The sequence below is a fragment of the Bacillus sp. 01N42_2 genome, assembly GCF_056399565.1.
This window is the reverse complement of record NZ_JBFTRO010000001.1, coordinates 60,738-73,587: the sequence shown is the minus strand read 5'-3', so window position 1 is coordinate 73,587 and position 12,850 is coordinate 60,738. Positions and strand designations below refer to the sequence as shown.

Sequence of the window (12,850 nt, the reverse complement as noted above, 5' to 3'; positions counted from 1 at the left end):
TTTCTTTCATTTAATTTAAATAGGAGGCGGTTTTATGGACTATCAAGTTCTTTTACGGTCAAAATGCAAGGAAATCATGAAACATCCGATCGTCAAACATTTCTTGAGTGACCCTAAGCATTACGAGAAATTTAAAAATGTGCTCGAACATTCAGACGAGAAGGATGCAAAATCACTGGACGAACATTTTAAGCAGTTTTATAAGGAAATCCGGATCATCAAATATATGAATTCTATGATCCGGATTTTCTCCATCGACTTTGACAAGCGCATCCGCAAAAATCAGAAGCGCTATCCGCTTACGGTGGATCAGCCGGAAGGAGGTGAAGCGCTTCCCTATGAAATGGGAAAAGACGCGTATGAAGAGTTTCTGCGGCAGCAGGGGGATTTGAGCCAGCATGTCCAAAACAGGGATTTATACGAAGCGCTCCAGACGTTAACCGATAAACAAAAAAGCGTGCTGACGAATATTTATCTTCACGGAGCGACAATGAAGGAGATTGCCGAGTCTCTGGGGGAATCACGGCAGAACATTTCCAATATTCATAAAAAGGGTCTCGACAATCTCAGAAAGCAGCTGGACAAGCAGAAAAAAGGGGGAAAATAAGCAGTGAACGGGCCATTTGACTTCAACAAGGGGAAAACAGATATAGACGAAATGGAACTCTTGATTTCGCGTTTTTCGCCAATGATAAAAAAAAAACTGAGCAATACGTCTTACCAGGAAAGAGAAGATCTGGAACAGGAATTGAAGATTAAAATCGTTGAGAAAGCGGACATGCTGTTATGCCAGGAAGTGCCGGGATTTTGGGAATTTATTCTTCATCTTATAAATGAAAGCTCCTGACAAAGCGGCGGGATGATTGGGATTCCGCTCTGACACCGCGAGAAAAACGAGAGGAGATGTCCGGTCTCGTTTTTCTTTTCTGTTTCCCCGCAAGACCTCCGCACTAAAAAAGTACCAAATCTTATCCATATAATGATATGATGAAAAAAACAAAGAGAAAGGAACGTCCAAGGTGGAAAATGCGTCAATTTTAATTGTAGACGATGAGAAGGCGATCGTTGATATGGTCAAGCGCGTTCTCGTCAAAGAAGGCTATCACAACATTAAGACAGCAGGCAGCGCAGAGGAAGCGATTGAGTTTGTTAAACATGAGACAGCGGATCTGCTCGTGCTGGATGTGATGATGGAAGGCATGTCCGGTTTTGAGGCATGCGCCGAAATCCGGAACTATACCGACGCTCCGATCTTTTTTCTGACTGCCCGGTCGTCTGATGCGGATAAGCTGTCAGGATTTGCATTGGGAGCTGACGATTATATAACAAAGCCGTTTAATCCGCTTGAATTGGCGGCGCGGATCAGGGCGACGTTGAAGAGAACCTATAAGCGCGAAGAGAAAACGTACTCATACAGCCATTTTTCCTATTCGCCGCAAAACGCCGAGCTGATTGTCGGGGGCGAGCCCGTCAGCTGCTCCGCACAGCTTCTGCAATTGCTTCAATATTTCTGTGAACATCCTGATGTGGTGCTCTCTAAAGACCAGATCTATGAAAAAGTATGGGGCTACCCGTCTTACGGCGACAACAACACCGTCATGGTTCACATCCGCAAGCTCAGAGAAAAGATTGAAAAAGACCCCAGCAATCCGTCCTATATTGTGACGGTGCGCGGCCTCGGTTATCGGTTTATTCCCGATCAAGGAGAAAAAGGAACCCGCTCATGAGAATGCGCGGAAAATTTCTGCTTCACTTTTTCGGTCAGCTGCTGCTTGTCATCCTGCTGATGTCCGTTTTGGCCGTCGCTTCTTTCTTCTATTTGGATTGGCGTTTCAGCGAAGCGGAAGCCAATGCAGGACTTACTAAAGCGACGGCAGACTCGTTTGAAGCGTGGCTTGATAAAAACGAAGACGGCACATGGGATGTCGATGAATTTTTAAAGATGTCGGTCAGAAAGCAGAAGGGCTGGCTGCAGATCATTAATGACAAAGAAAAAACGGACTACGCGTACAGAGTGCCGAAAGACGTCCCGAGCCATTACAGCAGAAAAGATCTCTTATCCATTTATCAGTATCGGAATTTTGACAACTATAAGCTGAACTACTGGACGGTCACGATTAATGATGAGACCTATCTGATTCTGTTCGGCTGGAAATCCGCCAGTGAGCAGCTTCTCACTTACATCGAGTCCCAGGAGCCATCCCTCGCTTCTCTTTCTCAATATAAAAAAAGCACGGTTGATTATATTAAACGGGAAAAAGGGGCGGTCTACCTTCTCGAAGACAGCGGCAGACTGCTCGGGGATATCAACAGCACCAAAAAAGAGCGGAACACCGTCAATGAGCTTGAATTGCTGAAATACAATTCCAAACCGTGGAATTACAAGCGGGAAATTTCTTTTAAAAGACTCGATAAAACGAAATGGATGGTCGCGTCGGTGCCGAATCCCGTGTACATTCCCGATCATGAGTTTAACAAGTCATTTCTGAGAAATGTGATGAAAACCCTCTTCCTCTTGATCGGAATCTTAGTATTGATGATCTGCATCCTGACCATCTGGTACTCTTTCCGTTTCGGCTGGCCGCTGTTTCATACCATCAAATGGCTCGTCAATTTATCAAAGGGCCGGCTTGAAGAGCCGAAGAACCGCAAAGGACAGCCGGTCAGCAAAAACAAAAAAGGCAAAACAAAGCAGCCGTTCCGCTTTTTCGCTGAGATTTTCGAATCAATGGATCAGCTGACGGACACGCTGAAGCGGGATAAGAAAAACAGAGAAAAAATCCAGGCGACAAGGGAAGAGTGGATCGCCGGGCTGAGCCATGACTTGAAAACCCCGCTGAGCACGATTTACGGCTACAGCATGATGCTTGAATCGAAGCAATACGACTGGACCCCGGAAGAAGTCAAAGAAATGGGGCAGATCGTCCGGGAAAAATCAGAATATATGTCGAAGCTGATTGAGGACTTGAACTTGACATACCGTCTGAAAAACGCCGCCCTCCCGATCGAACGGCGCCTGATCAACGTCGTTCCGTTTATCAGAAACGTCACGAACGATTTCACGAAAAACACGTTCTCGGAAGGCTATGACATCGCCTTTGAAACCAAAAAGGAAGACATTCTTTTCGCCATTGATGAAGCATGGTTCCGCCGTATTCTGGAGAATCTGCTGGCAAACGCGGTAAAGCATAATAAGAAAGGGACCGCCATTCGGGTCGTGCTTGAGGAATCAGCAGAACAGCTCATTCTGAAGGTGAAAGATAACGGAAGAGGAATGGACGACGAAACGATTCACCAGCTGTTTAACCGTTATTACCGGGGAACGAATACGAAGGGGCCGTCAGAAGGAACTGGGCTCGGGCTCGCCATTGCCAAGGAGCTGGTTCACCTTCATAACGGAACCATTCATGTCAACAGCAGAATCAGCGCCGGAACGGTGATTACGATTCTTTTTAAGAAAGATTGAGTTTGGACGCCGCTTTGTCGGGAATAACAATAGAAGACTGACAAGCAAAAGAAGAGGTGTTCACACATGGAAGCAGCATTACGAGCAGATACGAGAGCAGTTATAGGAGAAGGCCCTTTATGGGATAAGGACAAGCAATGCCTGTACTGGGTGGATATACTGGGCAGCCAGCTCCATATTTTCACTCCGGCTGACGGAATCAACCGTTCCGTTAAATTCAAATCATTTGTCACGGCTCTGGCCTTGTATTCAAAGGAAGAGCTGGTGATGACGATGAAAGACGGATTTTACCTGTACAATCTCCGGGAAGACACATTGACGAAGATGAAGCAGCCGAAAGACATGCGGGAAGATATCCGTTTCAATGACGCCAAATGCGACCCGTCCGGAAGATTATGGGCGGGGACGACGAGCATGGAAGGCAAAGAAGAGGAGGCTTCGCTGTACCGTCTGAATACGGACGGCAGTCTTGCCAAAATAAAAGACCAGGTCTCCACTTCGAACGGTTTGGATTGGGATCGGGATCGAAACCTGATGTACTATATTGATACTCCGACGCAGGAAATCGTCTGTTATGCATACGATCCTGAAACCGGAGCCGTATCAGATCCGAAAACGGTCTACCGCTTTCCGGAGTCGCAAGGATCTCCCGACGGGATGACTATTGACCGTGACGGAATGCTGTGGGTGGCTCTGTTCGGAGGCGGCCGTGCCGTCCGGATTGACCCGTTTTCGCATAAGGAAATTGCATCTATTGAAGTTCCCGCAAAATACGTCACCTGCTGTGCGTTCGGAGGAAGGGAGCTCAACACATTATACATTACGACCGCGACGGAAAAATTGACGGAAGCCGAAAGACTTGAACAGCCGCATGCGGGCGGCCTGTTTTCCGCAGAGCTTGAGACAGGCGGCTGGGAGCCGGTTCCGTTTGCAGGCCTCATGTAAAAAAGCCCTGGCATATGGGAACAGTCCCATTGTGCCGGGCTTTTTTTGTTAAATGGAGCGGATGATGCCGCCTTCAACCCGCTGTGCGGTGCCGTTAATGGCAGATGCCGCAGCTGAAGCGAGAAATACAATCGTATTGGCGACTTCTTCCGGGGTCGCATAGCGCTGGATCAAAGATGTCGGTTCATTCACTTTAAAATAATCCCGAACGAAGCTGTCCGTATCTTCTCCAGCGGCCTTTGCGGCTCCTTCCATGTAAGAAGCGACGCCTTCGGTCCATGTCGGTCCAGGCAGCACAGAGTTTACCGTGACATTCGTGCCTTTTGTCATTTCCGCCATCCCCCGTGACAAGCTGATTAACGCCGTTTTCGTCATTGAATACGGAATCATTTGCGCAAGCGGTTTGACACCGGCTTCACTGGAGATGTTCAAAATCCGTCCGCTGTTTCTTTCAAGCATTTGCGGCAGAAAACGCCGGCACAGGCGCACGGCGCTCATGACATTCACTTCAAAATACCGGGTCCATTCGTCATCAGATACATCCGCGAAGTCCTTTACTTCGAAAAAACCGAGGTTATTAACGAGAATATCGACTTCCCCGATTCCGGCGGCGCGCTTAATCAGGTCATCGGCCTCCTCCTGACGCGATAAATCTGCGGCGATGCCGTGAACCGTTCCGTAAGCGGAAAGCTCCTCGACCGTCCGTTCAACGGTTTCTTTTTTTCTTCCGTTTACAATCACCTCGGCGCCTTCGGTTAAAAAGCTTTTTGCCGCGGCTTTTCCGATGCCGGAAGTTGATCCTGTGATTAATACGAGTTTTCGTTCAAGCTGTAATTCCATGATGATCCTCCTTTTTACTCCATTGTGTAACAGTATACATGATGAATTTTAGTGTTTACGAATCATTTGCTTTCATGCAAAAAAGGCCGGATATACAAGCCTTCAAGACTTATAGTATAATTACTGCGAAAAAAGGATACGAATGTCAAGAAGACAATCGCTTACCATAATCAGGGGGATTTAAAAGAATGAAGAAGATCACTGCCGTCTGGGCGGCGCTCTTTGTCACCGCCGTTGTGTCCGCCGGCTGTTCCGGCGCGCAAGAAGAAGGAAGCCCGGCCAAACAAAAAGCCGTTTCAACCGAGGCATTCCCGGTAACCATCAAGGATGCCGCAAATGACAAAGTAACCATGAAGCAGGCGCCCGAAAAAATCGTCTCCCTCATGCCGAGCAATACGGAAATTACATACGCGCTCGGACTGGGAGATAAGGTCGCAGGCGTCACGACCAATGATACATATCCGAAAGAAGCTGCAAAAAAACCGAAAGTCGGAGATATGAATGTAAACGCTGAGAAAGTCATCGCGCTGAAGCCGGATCTCGTGCTGGCCCACGCGTCCTCAATGTCTGCTTCCGCCGATGCGATGAAGCAGTTAAAAGATGCGGGCATCACCGTCTTAACGGTCAATGATGCGCAATCGTTCCAAGACGTGTACAAATCAATCAGTATGATCGGAAAAGCAGCCGGCAAAGAAAAGCAGGCGGACAAGCTGATCAAAAAGATGAAATCCGACCTTTCCGGCATAGAAAAGAAAGCGGCGGCGATTTCTGAAAAAGATGAAAAGAAAGTATTCGTCGAGGTTTCTCCTGACGGCTATACAACGGGAAAGGGCACGTTTATGAACGAAATGCTTGAAGATATACATGCGAAAAACGCCGCCGGCAGCCAGACCGGCTGGGTGCAGCTGACGGATGAAGCGATTGTCAAAATGAATCCGGACGTCATCATTACGACAGACGGCGTAAAGGCCGCTGAAGTGGAAAAACGCGCCGGCTGGGGTGCCGTCAATGCGGTCAAACACCACAACGTCTATTCTGTTGATCCTGACCTTGTCACACGCTCAGGCCCGCGCCTTGTAAAAGGGGTCGAGAAGCTTGCGGAAAGCGTTTATCCTGAAACGTTTAAAAAGTAACCGGCCGCTGGCTTACGCGGTCAGCCTGCTGTTTTTAGCCGTTTGTGCGGCGCTTGGCATTTCAATCGGCAGTCTGCATATTCCTTTATCCGACGTTTTTTGGATCGGGATCGGCCGGACATCCTCGGCTGACCCTATGAATGTCAATATTATGATGAATATCCGCCTGCCGAGAGTCGTGCTGGCCGCCCTTGTCGGAGCCGCGTTATCCATTGCGGGAGCGGCGTTTCAGGGACTTCTGAAAAATCCGCTCGCCGACCCTTATACACTCGGGGTGTCTTCGGGAGCTTCGGCGGGAGCCGTGATCACCTTGTTTTTCGGCCTCCAGATTCCCGTCATCGGCCGGTTCACACTTCCGGTTGTCAGCATCGCCGCAGCCATTGCGGTCATGGCGGCGGTTCTGTTTTTCAGCCGTCTCGTTCATGCGTCGATGTCTGTTTCGACGCTCATTTTGACAGGCATCATCATGAATTCTTTTCTCGGAGCTCTCATTTCGCTTGTGATCGCTTTAACGGGAAATGACCTGCTCCCAATTGTGCGCTGGCTGTTAGGAAGCGTGTCAATGAGGGGCTGGGGCTATGTCGCGCTGTTTCTGCCTTTTTTTCTGGCCGGGACGGCGCTTCTGCTTATCAATGGCAGAGAATTAAACATTATGACTTATGGAGAAGAAAAGGCAAGGCTGTTAGGCGTCAGTACGGGAAAAAGAAAACTGCTGATGATCGCTGCCGGATCTCTGCTGACGGGAGGAGCGGTTGCCGTATCGGGGACAATCGGATTTGTCGGCCTTGTCATTCCTCATGTGACACGGCTTTTATGGGGAACGGATCATCGCCATTTACTCCCGCTGTCAGCATTGACGGGCGCCGGTTTTCTCATTTTGGCTGATTTGTTTTCCCGCACCGTCATTGAACCTGTCGAATTGCCGATCGGCATTATGACGGCTTTGGCGGGAGCGCCTGTATTTGCCTTGATTCTGCTTCGCCAGCATCATGGAGGGAAACGCTTATGATCAGGGTGAGCAGCCTGTCCGGCGGGTACGGAGGCCGGATGATTGTAGAGGATGTCAGCTTTACCGCCGAAAAGGGTGAATTTGTCGGCATACTCGGTCCGAACGGCTCAGGAAAAACAACGCTGATGAAATTGCTGACGGGGATGCTTTCTCCGTCAAAAGGCGAGGTGCTTGTCGCAGGCAGGCCCGCGGGCAGATACAAGCCGCGGGAGCTTGCGAAAATCATGGCCGTTTTGCCGCAGCATACGGAGCAAGCCTTTTCATTTACCGTGAAGGAAACGGTGTCTTTCGGCAGATACCCGTATCAAAAAGGACTCTTCAGACAGATGGATCAACATGACGAAGACATTGTCCGGGAAGCGATGGAAATGACCGGCATCGACCGATATGCACAGCAATCCGTCCGCAATCTGAGCGGCGGGGAGCGGCAGCGCGTCTTTCTGGCGCAGGCGCTGGCTCAGCAGCCTGAGGTGCTGTGTCTGGATGAGCCGACGACATTTCTTGATCTCAAATATCAAAAAGACCTGCTTGATACGGTGAAGCGGCTGACGAGAGAAAGCGGCCTGACGGTCATCAGTATTTTTCACGACCTCAACGCCGCAGGACAATACTGTGATCAGCTCCTGATGATGAAAGACGGACGCGCTTTTTCGAAGCAGACGCCGGATCAGGCTTTGAAAAAAGAAACGATTGAAGACATTTACGGCATCACCGTCAGTGCTGTCGGCCAAAAAGCGTCACCGAAACCGCTGATCGCCTTCATGCCGGAAGTGCGGGAGGAAAGAGAGTCCGCCAGCGTTCAGTTCGCCTCTTTGATAAACAAAAGCGGAAATACCGTAACGCTTCAAACAGACCGTCCGTTCAGAATGTTGTCAACCGCATCTGACGGCTCAGGCTTTTCGTGGAGCCGCCGGCTTACCGGATCAGCGGCGGCTGGTTTTGTCTGCCGGACGTTTGATTCGATAACGATTGCCGTGACCGCCAAGCACACCGTTTGGGCACTCATCAGCGGCCGCTTATCTGAACAAGGATTTGTACGGCTGTTAACGGCAGCAACGGAAGCGAGAATGCAGGCTCTTTCCGGCAGACAGGCAAACGGCGACATTGTCATTTGTGCCTGGCAGACAGGAAAGGTAATGGACGTCCGTCATGCGGAAAAAGCTGTGAGAAGAGGAACCGCGGCATGTGTAAAAGCGGCGGAAGAAGGAGGAACAGAACGATGAAGCTGTATACGAAAACCGGCGATAAAGGACAGACAAGCCTGATCGGCGGCAGAACGGATAAAGACAGTCTGCGGGTTGAAAGCTACGGGACGATAGATGAGCTGAACAGCTTTATCGGGCTTGCGCTTGCGGAGCTTGATGATTGTGAGAATTGCGGTGATCTGAAAGCCGAACTCAGAAACATTCAGCATGAGCTGTTTGACTGCGGCGCCGACTTGGCGACTGTCACGGAGAATAAGAGCTATACATTAAGAGAGAAATCTATTACCGTGCTGGAAGCCTGCATAGACCGTTATACCGCTGAAGCGCCTCCGCTTGAAAAATTTATTCTTCCGGGCGGGCATAAGGCGGCTGCTCAGCTTCACATTGCCAGGACCGTCACAAGACGGGCGGAGCGTCTCATCGTGAAACTGGGCAGAACAGAAGAGATAAATGACACAGTGATGTGTTACTTGAACCGCCTGTCTGATTATTTTTTCGCGGCGGCAAGAGCAGTCAACGCAAGACATGGCGTGAAAGATATAGAGTATGAAAGAAGCGCCGCAGTATTCCGTGAAGATGAATAACGTTTTGATTCAGCCGGCGAGAGGAAGCCGGCTGTTTTTAACGGCGATATCCATCAATTGAACCCTTATTGCCAGAAGGAAAATGTATCTTATGCATTATTGACTGAAAAATTAAAAAATGAGATATTATAAGAAACATTGTAAAAAAATGGGGGATTTGATAGATGGATACAAATCATAAGAGCGAGAGCATCTGGAATAAAAATTTCACCTTTCTGTTTATCTCAAGGCTTGTTAAATTGTCGGGAGACGGTTTTGCCTTTAATTCCATTCTCTGGTTTTTGATTTTTGACGGTGAAGGGGCGATCGGCACGGCGCTGTTAATTGCGGTTACGTTCCTTCCGGAGGCGATGCTGGCGCCGATTACCGGGCCTTTTATGAAGCAGCATACGCTGAAATTCTGGATGTATTTTTCAGACCTCACGCGCGCGGCGGTCGTGTTAATCATTCCGGTCTGTTATTTTAACGGTTTTTCTCCTTTATGGTTTGTGATGCTTCTCATGATTGTGCATTCAGCCACCGGAGCTGCTTATAATCCTGCATCTATCTCTTTAATCCCCAATATTGTCGGAGAAAACAGCCTGCAGAAAGCGAATGCGGTCATCCAGTCATCAGGCCAGATCGTCAGGCTTGCCGCCATTACGCTGAGCGGGGTGTTTTTAACATTTATCAGTCCCGCCTATTCTTTGTTTATCGCACTTATATTCTATCTTCTATCAGGTTTTCTCGTACTCTTTATGTCATACCAAGTTCAGCATGACAAACAGGATACCGCCGCCGTCAGACAGCGCGGGACGTATTTCGGAAGGCTTAAACGGGGTTTTGTGCTCGTCAGAAAACACCAGATTTTATACCCGCTCGCCATCTATTGTATTTTCATGAACTTTGCGGCCGCTCCGTGGGAGGCGCTTTCCGCCGTTTACGTCGCCGAAGATTTACATATGCCGCCGATCATTTACTCGCTTCTGAAAGCGACAGGCACGGGCGGAGCTTTTTTAATGGGTTTTATTTTGGCTAAGGTGAAGGTGAACAAATACGGTCTCCTGTTTGTGTCAGCGGGAATCATAGAAGGGGCGGCATTTTTCATCACCGGCATCAACACGTTTCTGCCGCTCGTCTTCCTTGCGGCGTTTGCGTTCGGATCGGCCGTCAGCGCCATAAATGTCCCGGAGTATACCATTATTCAAACGTCTGTGGACCATGATGATCAGCCGCAGGTCTATGCCGTCATCCATATGATCTCCAACATATCCATTCCGCTCGGTGCGGTTCTTTGCGGATATGCGGCTAACGCCTTCGGTCCCGGAAAAGTCATTGCCGCCGGAGGTCTCGTTGAAGTCCTGTCAGGTCTCGGGATATTGTTCTTTACGAAGCTTGCCAAAGCGGAACGCACTGATCTCATCAAGGAAAAAGAAGCGAGCATCAGAATATAGCATTCTTGTAAAACGCCCTGCGCCGTCCGGTGCAGCGGCGTTTTTTTGTCGTAAGGGTCGGGGGGCTTATACGACTCCGGTCTGATATGAAAATCAATCTCTGATTCGTTTTGCCGGCCGGGGGATTTGTTTATAGTAAAGACAAGGAAATCGAAAGGAGGATCTGCATGAATATAAATGTAAAAACGGCAGGCGGCTTTCTGCTGATTGTGTTCGGACTTTCTGTCTTTTTAGGAGGAGGCCACTTCGCGTTTATCATCCCGCTTGCGATCGGAGGCCTGATGCTTTATTGGGGAATCAAACGTTTCTCAAACGGCCGCGCCGTATCCGGCATCATCGCGGGCGTCATCGGAGCTATGATTCTTGTCGGCTCTCTTCCATTTATCGTTGCCATCGGACTGGCCGGCGCTATGGTGTATGGCGGATGGAAAATGATGAAGCAGGGCGGCTCAGACACCGCTTCCCGCCAGTATGAACCCGAAGCGGCATCACCGGGCTACCAATCCGGCTTTGACTCTGAATGGGAAGAATTTTTGAAGAAAAAATAAGGAGGAAGACAAAATGGTCTTAAAAAGAATAAGAGATATGTTCGTCGCATCTGTTAACGAAGGGCTTGATAAATTAGAAAATCCGAAAGTCATGCTGAATCAATATGTGCGTGATATGGAAAGTGACATCGCCAAGGCGAAACAAACGATCGTCAAACAGCACACGATCGTCCATCAGTTTAAGAAAAAACAGGAGGACGCTTCCGAAACGGCGGCAAAGCGGAAAAATCAGGCTCAGCTTGCTTTTGACGCCGGGGAAGAGGAGCTTGCGAAAAAGGCTTTGACTGAAATGAAATACCTTGAGGGAAAAGCGGCCGAACATGAAAAAGCGTACGAGCAGGCGAAAACACAGCTGGCCGAGCTGAAAGAACAGCTGGAAACCCTGGAAACGCGTCTTCGCGACGTAAAGGATAAAAAACAGGCGCTCATCGCCCGCGCCAACGCGGCTAAAGCGAAGGAACATATGAACGCTTCTTTTGACAAGATTGACAGCGAAAGCGCCTACAGAGAGTTTCTCCGAATGGAAAACCGCATTGAAGAAATGGAAGTCCGCGTCAAATACGGCACTTCGGCTGAGGCGAATACAGAACACAGCCGCTCGCAATATTCGGACGAGGTCGAAGCTGAGCTTGAAAAAATGCGCTCGCTTTCTCTGGAAAAAGCAGAGCATCAAAAAGCGGCTCATGAATAATGTGCACAAGGGAAGGTCGGCGCTTTTACGCCTCTTCCCTATACGCACGTATCAATTATCCGGCTTTTCCTTTATAATAAAATGAATGAAAAAGGATGGAACGTAATGAAGCGTAAGATTGCCAAAGGGCTGATGGCGGCGTCCGTTCTGATCTGCTGTCTGTTTTTGGTGAAAGAAGTGTTTGCCGGGCGTTTGTTTCCGCTGTACGAAACAGAATCGGTATCGGCAAGCGTGCCGCCTCATGCCGTCAAAAGCCTGTCCGTTTCGTCGGAACAGACGGATGTGAAAATCATTGCGGAAGAGCGGAATGACATCGCGGCAAACATGACCGGACCAGCGGGGAAAATGTTTGTCCAAAGCAGGGGGAAAACCCTCAATCTCAAAGCGAAGGAGAAACGATTCCAATTTTTGAATCTCTTCCAGCGTCCTCTGCTGATTGTCCGCATCCCGTATGAGTATCATCAGGACATCACTGTCCAAACATCAGGCGGAAGCATTTCCGTTGACGGAAACAAGGGGCTGTCTCTTGCACATCTCGGCGTCCGTTCTGTAAGCGGGAACATATCGCTGAAGCATGTGAAGACGGATGTGTTTAAAGCAAAAGGGCTGTCGGGCGATCTCGAAGCAGCCGATCTTGCGGCTGAAACGGCGGAAGTCCGCTCATCCTCAGGACATACCAGGCTTCATCATGTGAAGGGAGCCCTTGACGTGAGGAGCGCTTCCGGCAGTGTCGACGCCTCGCTTGAGACGGCGAACGCTCCCGTATCCGTCAGGCTTGCGAGCGGCAGCGCAGCCATCAGCCTGACGAAAGACGGGAATTTTACGGTAAACGCCGAAACGGCAAGCGGAAGGATTCAGCCGTCCTATTCCTTTGAAAAAACGAGTAAGGAAGGCGGGACCTTCACCGGCATGAAAGGCAGCGGCGCCAGGCCGATAGATATAAAAGTGACGAGCGGCAATATTGCACTGCAATAGACAAGGAAAGGAGGGGCAAGC

The 12,850-nt window shown here is 49.3% G+C and carries 14 protein-coding genes; 13 read left to right on the top strand and 1 reads right to left on the bottom strand.

Annotation, left to right across the window (positions count from 1 at the left end; all coding sequences use genetic code 11):
* Nucleotides 1–76 precede the first annotated feature (76 nt).
* The 5 genes from AC1DN5_RS00430 to AC1DN5_RS00410 all read left to right on the top strand — a co-directional run bounded on the left by AC1DN5_RS00430 (nt 77) and on the right by AC1DN5_RS00410 (nt 4,411).
* Nucleotides 77–607, top strand: a complete 531-nt coding sequence (locus AC1DN5_RS00430; protein WP_095241447.1) for a sigma-70 family RNA polymerase sigma factor — start codon at nt 77–79, stop codon at nt 605–607.
* 3 nt (nt 608–610) lie between these two features.
* Nucleotides 611–847, top strand: coding sequence for a sigma-O factor regulator RsoA (rsoA, locus tag AC1DN5_RS00425; RefSeq protein ID WP_016937958.1), 237 nt, complete (start codon nt 611–613; stop codon nt 845–847).
* Nucleotides 848–1,019: 172 nt separating this feature from the next.
* Nucleotides 1,020–1,727, top strand: a complete 708-nt coding sequence (locus AC1DN5_RS00420; RefSeq protein ID WP_016937959.1) for a response regulator transcription factor — start codon at nt 1,020–1,022, stop codon at nt 1,725–1,727.
* Nucleotides 1,724–3,466 carry a HAMP domain-containing sensor histidine kinase gene (locus tag AC1DN5_RS00415; RefSeq protein WP_060964297.1) on the top strand — a complete coding sequence of 581 codons (1,743 nt, stop codon included), beginning with the start codon at nt 1,724–1,726 and terminating at the stop codon, nt 3,464–3,466. Before AC1DN5_RS00420 ends, AC1DN5_RS00415 begins: the two co-directional genes overlap by 4 nt.
* Nucleotides 3,467–3,532: 66 nt before the next feature.
* Complete coding sequence (locus AC1DN5_RS00410; protein WP_045925977.1) at nt 3,533–4,411, top strand: SMP-30/gluconolactonase/LRE family protein; 879 nt, start codon at nt 3,533–3,535, stop codon at nt 4,409–4,411.
* A gap of 48 nt (nt 4,412–4,459) precedes the next feature.
* Here the strand turns inward: AC1DN5_RS00410 and AC1DN5_RS00405 are convergent, their stop codons facing one another.
* Nucleotides 4,460–5,251, bottom strand: coding sequence for an SDR family NAD(P)-dependent oxidoreductase (locus AC1DN5_RS00405; protein ID WP_016937962.1), 792 nt, complete (start codon nt 5,249–5,251; stop codon nt 4,460–4,462).
* Between the two features lie 188 nt (nt 5,252–5,439).
* Between AC1DN5_RS00405 and AC1DN5_RS00400 the strand changes: the two genes are divergently transcribed.
* The 8 genes from AC1DN5_RS00400 to liaG all read left to right on the top strand — a co-directional run bounded on the left by AC1DN5_RS00400 (nt 5,440) and on the right by liaG (nt 12,829).
* Nucleotides 5,440–6,384 carry an ABC transporter substrate-binding protein gene (locus AC1DN5_RS00400; RefSeq protein WP_047477560.1) on the top strand — a complete coding sequence of 315 codons (945 nt, stop codon included), beginning with the start codon at nt 5,440–5,442 and terminating at the stop codon, nt 6,382–6,384.
* Nucleotides 6,347–7,393 carry a FecCD family ABC transporter permease gene (locus AC1DN5_RS00395; RefSeq protein WP_045925979.1) on the top strand — a complete coding sequence of 349 codons (1,047 nt, stop codon included), beginning with the start codon at nt 6,347–6,349 and terminating at the stop codon, nt 7,391–7,393. Before AC1DN5_RS00400 ends, AC1DN5_RS00395 begins: the two co-directional genes overlap by 38 nt.
* Nucleotides 7,390–8,616 (top strand): ABC transporter ATP-binding protein, encoded by a 1,227-nt coding sequence (locus tag AC1DN5_RS00390; RefSeq protein ID WP_366969781.1) that lies wholly within the window; start codon nt 7,390–7,392, stop codon nt 8,614–8,616. The genes AC1DN5_RS00395 and AC1DN5_RS00390 overlap by 4 nt, the downstream gene beginning before the upstream one ends.
* A complete protein-coding gene (locus AC1DN5_RS00385) occupies nt 8,613–9,182 on the top strand; it encodes a cob(I)yrinic acid a,c-diamide adenosyltransferase (RefSeq protein WP_366969780.1) in 570 nt (189 codons plus the stop codon). Before AC1DN5_RS00390 ends, AC1DN5_RS00385 begins: the two co-directional genes overlap by 4 nt.
* A gap of 164 nt (nt 9,183–9,346) precedes the next feature.
* The gene (locus tag AC1DN5_RS00380) at nt 9,347–10,615 is read left to right on the top strand and encodes an MFS transporter (protein WP_016937967.1); all 1,269 of its coding nucleotides are present in this window, start codon (nt 9,347–9,349) and stop codon (nt 10,613–10,615) included.
* Between the two features lie 167 nt (nt 10,616–10,782).
* Nucleotides 10,783–11,163: a protein liaI gene (locus AC1DN5_RS00375; RefSeq protein WP_188154470.1), complete on the top strand. Its 381-nt coding sequence runs from the start codon at nt 10,783–10,785 to the stop codon at nt 11,161–11,163.
* Between the two features lie 13 nt (nt 11,164–11,176).
* On the top strand, nt 11,177–11,854 hold the full coding sequence (gene liaH, locus AC1DN5_RS00370; RefSeq protein ID WP_047477575.1) for a stress responsive protein LiaH: 678 nt from the start codon (nt 11,177–11,179) through the stop codon (nt 11,852–11,854).
* 105 nt (nt 11,855–11,959) lie between these two features.
* On the top strand, nt 11,960–12,829 hold the full coding sequence (liaG, locus tag AC1DN5_RS00365; protein WP_366969778.1) for a LiaG family protein: 870 nt from the start codon (nt 11,960–11,962) through the stop codon (nt 12,827–12,829).
* The last annotated feature ends 21 nt before the right edge of the window (nt 12,830–12,850 follow it).

Coding starts and splice junctions, on each gene's coding strand:
- AC1DN5_RS00375 (WP_188154470.1), top strand. CDS start 10,783: ATGAATATAAATGTAAAAACGGCAGGCGGCTTTCTGCTGATTGTGTTC.
- AC1DN5_RS00405 (WP_016937962.1), bottom strand. CDS start 5,251: ATGGAATTACAGCTTGAACGAAAACTCGTATTAATCACAGGATCAACT.
- AC1DN5_RS00415 (WP_060964297.1), top strand. CDS start 1,724: ATGAGAATGCGCGGAAAATTTCTGCTTCACTTTTTCGGTCAGCTGCTG.
- AC1DN5_RS00380 (WP_016937967.1), top strand. CDS start 9,347: ATGGATACAAATCATAAGAGCGAGAGCATCTGGAATAAAAATTTCACC.
- liaG (WP_366969778.1), top strand. CDS start 11,960: ATGAAGCGTAAGATTGCCAAAGGGCTGATGGCGGCGTCCGTTCTGATC.
- AC1DN5_RS00385 (WP_366969780.1), top strand. CDS start 8,613: ATGAAGCTGTATACGAAAACCGGCGATAAAGGACAGACAAGCCTGATC.
- AC1DN5_RS00410 (WP_045925977.1), top strand. CDS start 3,533: ATGGAAGCAGCATTACGAGCAGATACGAGAGCAGTTATAGGAGAAGGC.
- AC1DN5_RS00390 (WP_366969781.1), top strand. CDS start 7,390: ATGATCAGGGTGAGCAGCCTGTCCGGCGGGTACGGAGGCCGGATGATT.
- AC1DN5_RS00400 (WP_047477560.1), top strand. CDS start 5,440: ATGAAGAAGATCACTGCCGTCTGGGCGGCGCTCTTTGTCACCGCCGTT.
- AC1DN5_RS00430 (WP_095241447.1), top strand. CDS start 77: ATGAAACATCCGATCGTCAAACATTTCTTGAGTGACCCTAAGCATTAC.
- liaH (WP_047477575.1), top strand. CDS start 11,177: ATGGTCTTAAAAAGAATAAGAGATATGTTCGTCGCATCTGTTAACGAA.